The sequence below is a fragment of the Leisingera sp. F5 genome (assembly GCF_001593695.1).
On the sequence record NZ_LUKH01000225.1, the window covers coordinates 1 to 3,578 of the forward strand.

At 60.6% G+C, this 3,578-nt stretch carries 3 protein-coding genes; 2 read left to right on the forward strand and 1 reads right to left on the reverse strand.

Annotation, left to right across the window (positions count from 1 at the left end; all coding sequences use genetic code 11):
• Positions 1-652: methylmalonyl-CoA mutase family protein (locus tag A2I95_RS27815; RefSeq protein ID WP_291735130.1), on the reverse strand; the 652-nt coding region annotated here is incomplete at its 3' end.
• Positions 653-848: 196 nt separating this feature from the next.
• Here A2I95_RS27815 and A2I95_RS27820 point away from each other — a divergent pair.
• Entirely contained in the window at positions 849-1,928 is a 1,080-nt protein-coding gene (locus A2I95_RS27820; protein ID WP_291735132.1) for an acyltransferase, read from the forward strand.
• A gap of 70 nt (positions 1,929-1,998) precedes the next feature.
• Positions 1,999-3,420, forward strand: a complete 1,422-nt coding sequence (locus A2I95_RS27825) for a 1-acyl-sn-glycerol-3-phosphate acyltransferase (RefSeq protein WP_291735134.1) — start codon at positions 1,999-2,001, stop codon at positions 3,418-3,420.
• Positions 3,421-3,578: the final 158 nt, after the last annotated feature.

Sequence of the window (3,578 nt, forward strand, 5' to 3'; positions counted from 1 at the left end):
CATTCACAAAGAAGGAAATCCGCCCGACCATCGCGGGGAAGTCCTCCGGCGCGATGCGCGGCTTCAGCTCATCCAGCACCGCCTGGGCGGTTGCCAGGGCAAAGGCCAGCTCCTGCTCCGGCGTCGCGCCAGCCTCCTGCAGGTGGTAGGAACACACGTTCATCGGGTTCCACTTGGGCACGTTGGTGTAGCAGTACTCGGCCACATCCGCGATCATCTTCAGGCTGGGCTTGGGCGGGCAGACATAGGTGCCGCGGCTCAGGTATTCCTTGATCAGGTCGTTTTGCACCGTGCCCTGCAGTTTCGAGACATCCGCGCCCTGTTCCTCGGCCACCGCAATGTAAAGCGACAGCAGCCAGGGCGCCGTCGCATTGATGGTCATCGACGTGTTCATCTGTTCCAGCGGGATCTCGTCGAACAAGGCCCGCATGTCGCCCAGATGGCCGACCGGCACACCGACCTTGCCCACTTCGCCGCGCGCCAGAACGTGGTCGCTGTCGTACCCGGTCTGCGTCGGCAGATCGAAGGCCACCGACAGACCGGTCTGCCCCTTGGCCAGGTTGGCGCGGTACAGCGCGTTGGACGCCGATGCCGTGGAATGGCCGGCATAGGTGCGGATCAGCCAGGGGCGGTCTTTTTGCATCTGCGGCATGTTGGGCCTCGCGAGTTGGTGTGCTGGTAATTTTATTTCGTCACGCAGATGTAAACTGCAATTTTCAACCCATGTCAATTCGCTGCGTTGCGGCATAGGCTGCAGCAGCGCCAGTTTCTCCAAAAGGTAGATTGCGAAGGCGTCGCCTCCCGCATAGGGTCTGCGGTATTTTAGTATAATTTTCATTGAGGGTGTTATGGCAGAAACCCGCAGGATGACCGAACTTGACGGGCTGCGCGCCATTGCCGTGCTGTCTGTTGTTCTGTTCCACTACTTTCAGCGTTTTCCAGAGTTCTACCCCTACGGAGACAGCCTTCTGCCGCTGGCGGGTTACGGCAACCTTGGCGTTCACCTGTTCTTTGTCATTTCCGGATTTGTCATCACCGTCTCGCTCAGGTCCGGAAACGGATTGCGGGGGTTTCTGCTCAAGCGGCTGCTGAGGCTGTGGCCGCCCCTGGCGGTGTGCGCGGTCATCACTTTCGCGGCCATGCATCTGATAGACAGCGCCTACAGCGGGACGGTGCGGACTGGTTTCAGCGGCTTTGCAGCATCGCTAAGCTTTGTCCCCCCAGTCTTTTGGCGGTCTTATTTCGGCTTCGATGGGTATATCGACGGCGTGTATTGGACATTGACCTGTGAAGTGCTGTTTTACCTCTGGGCGGCGGTCTTCTTCTCAATCTTCGGACCCTGCCGATTTGCCGAACGTGCAGCCCTGGCACTTTTGGCCGGGCAATCTGTCTTGTTAGCGGCGGACTTTATTTTTCCGGACCTTGTGCTTTTGCAATTGAACATGCTGCTGCTTGTGGGCTACGCGCATTTGTTTGCGGCTGGCGTCCTTTTTGCCCGGGTATACAGCCACGGCGCCTGCGCCCGTACGCTTGCGCTGCTGGGGGCAAGTTTTGTGATGGCGCTGGGCATGGCTCAGAATGCAGGAGAGGCCGCAATTCTGACGCTTATCTACCTGATAGTTGCCGCCTGCGCCTGGCGCCTGCCTGCGGCGCGCCTGCTGGGATGGCGGCCTTTGTCCTGGATCGGGCTGGTCAGCTATTCGGTTTATCTGCTGCACAATAATATCGGCATTACGCTGTTGTCCCTGTTGCCGCCGGGGCTGCCGGATGCCGCATATTATGCCGGCGCTGCCGGGGCACTGGGCGGGGTGCTGCTGCTGGCTTGGGGTATGTTCACCTGGGTCGAGACGCCTTCCCAGGCCTTTGCCAGGCGATTGACTGTGCGGCTCAGGCATCCGCGGGAGCCGGAAAAGTTGCGGCACGGGTAACTGGCGAAAAGCCCTGCGCGCGAATTTCAATTCCCTTGTAATGCCCTACAGCCTGCGCAACTGTCCTAGTATGACGCAAACCGTGGAAATTCCGCTGTGGTTATTCATGCTGATCGTGGGCTTTGCCGCGGTGACTTTTGCCTCGCATTTCCTGTTTCCCTCGGTGCGTTGGTTTTTCCGGCGGCGTCTGGAGCGCGCGGTGGCGCGGTTGAACCAGCGGCTGGAAAGGCCGATTGAACCGTTCAAGCTGGCCCGCCGCCACGACATGATCCAGCGGCTGATCCATGACCCGCAGGTGGCCCAGGCGGCGGCGGATCACGCGGCGGCGGCGGGTATTCCTGAAAACGTGGCCTACGAGCAAGTGCGCCGCTATGCCCGCGAGATCGTACCCGGATTTTCCGCCTTTGCCTATTTCGGCCTGGCGATCCGCGCGGCACGGTTGTTGTCCAATGCGGTCTACAGGGTGCGGCTGGGCCATCAGGACGAGGCGGCATTGCGCGCCATCGACCCCAATGCAACGGTGGTCTTTGTGATGAACCACCGCTCGAATATGGATTATGTTCTTGTAACCTATCTGGCGGCGGAGCGCACGGCGCTGTCTTATGCAGTTGGGGAATGGGCGCGGGTCTGGCCGCTGTCACGTCTGATCCGGGCGATGGGCGCTTACTTCATCCGCCGCCGTTCGCGCAATAATCTCTACCGCAAGGTGCTGGCCGCCTATGTGCGCCTGGCAACCCGCGGCGGATCCACCCAGGCGATGTTTCCCGAAGGAGGGCTCAGCCTGGACGGTGCCATTGCTGCGCCCAAGCTGGGCCTGCTGAAATACATCGTCGAAGGCTATGACCCCCAGGGGCGCGATGTGGTCTTTGTGCCGGTGGCGTTGAATTACGACCGGGTGCTGGAAGACAAAATCCTGACATCTGCTGCCAAGGATGGCGACCGCAGGTTCCGGGCCCGCATCGGCCTGGTGGCGTTGCGGCTGCTGTGGCTGTGGATGACCGGGCGTTACCACCGTTCGGGTTATGCTGGGGTGAACTTTGGCCGCCCCCTCAGCCTGGCTGCGTTTGGTGCCGGGCGGGAAGGGGACATGACCAAGCTGCTGGGGCGGGTATTGATGGCACGGATCAGCGCCATTGTCCCGGTGTTGCCGGTGCCGCTGATTGCAGCCATCCTGCAGCAGCACGGCCCCCTCAGTCGCGCCGCCGTTGAGCATCGGCTGGCGGAACTGATTGCGGCAATGCCGCTGGCCCAGGTCCACATGCCCGGGGAAAACCTGGGATATGCGGTGGACGCAGGGCTGAGGCAGCTGGTGCGGCGCGGTCTTGTCTGCGGGGGCAATGGTCAGTTCAAGCCGGTTGCAGAGCGCCGCGACCTGCTCGCCTTCTATGCCAATTCTATCCGCCATCTGATGCCCCAAGACGGTGCGCGGCCGGGTGGCGGGGATGATTTTTCTGCGCCTGCCAAAGGCAATGCTGCATCTGCAGGGTCATAAAGTTTCAATATTGATCCAAAAGAGGTTGCAATATTACCTTCCCAATCTTATTCCCTAGGTAATCGCTGCGATTCTGCATCGCGGCATAGACCGGAACACAAAGGAGGCCATCATGGCATTGGATACCCAGACTGACGTCATGTCGTACGAGGCGCCCG

Excerpts from the sequence above, each read along its gene's own strand:
- A2I95_RS27820 (WP_291735132.1), top strand. The coding sequence starts at position 849 with ATGGCAGAAACCCGCAGGATGACCGAACTTGACGGGCTGCGCGCCATT.
- A2I95_RS27825 (WP_291735134.1), top strand. The coding sequence starts at position 1,999 with ATGACGCAAACCGTGGAAATTCCGCTGTGGTTATTCATGCTGATCGTG.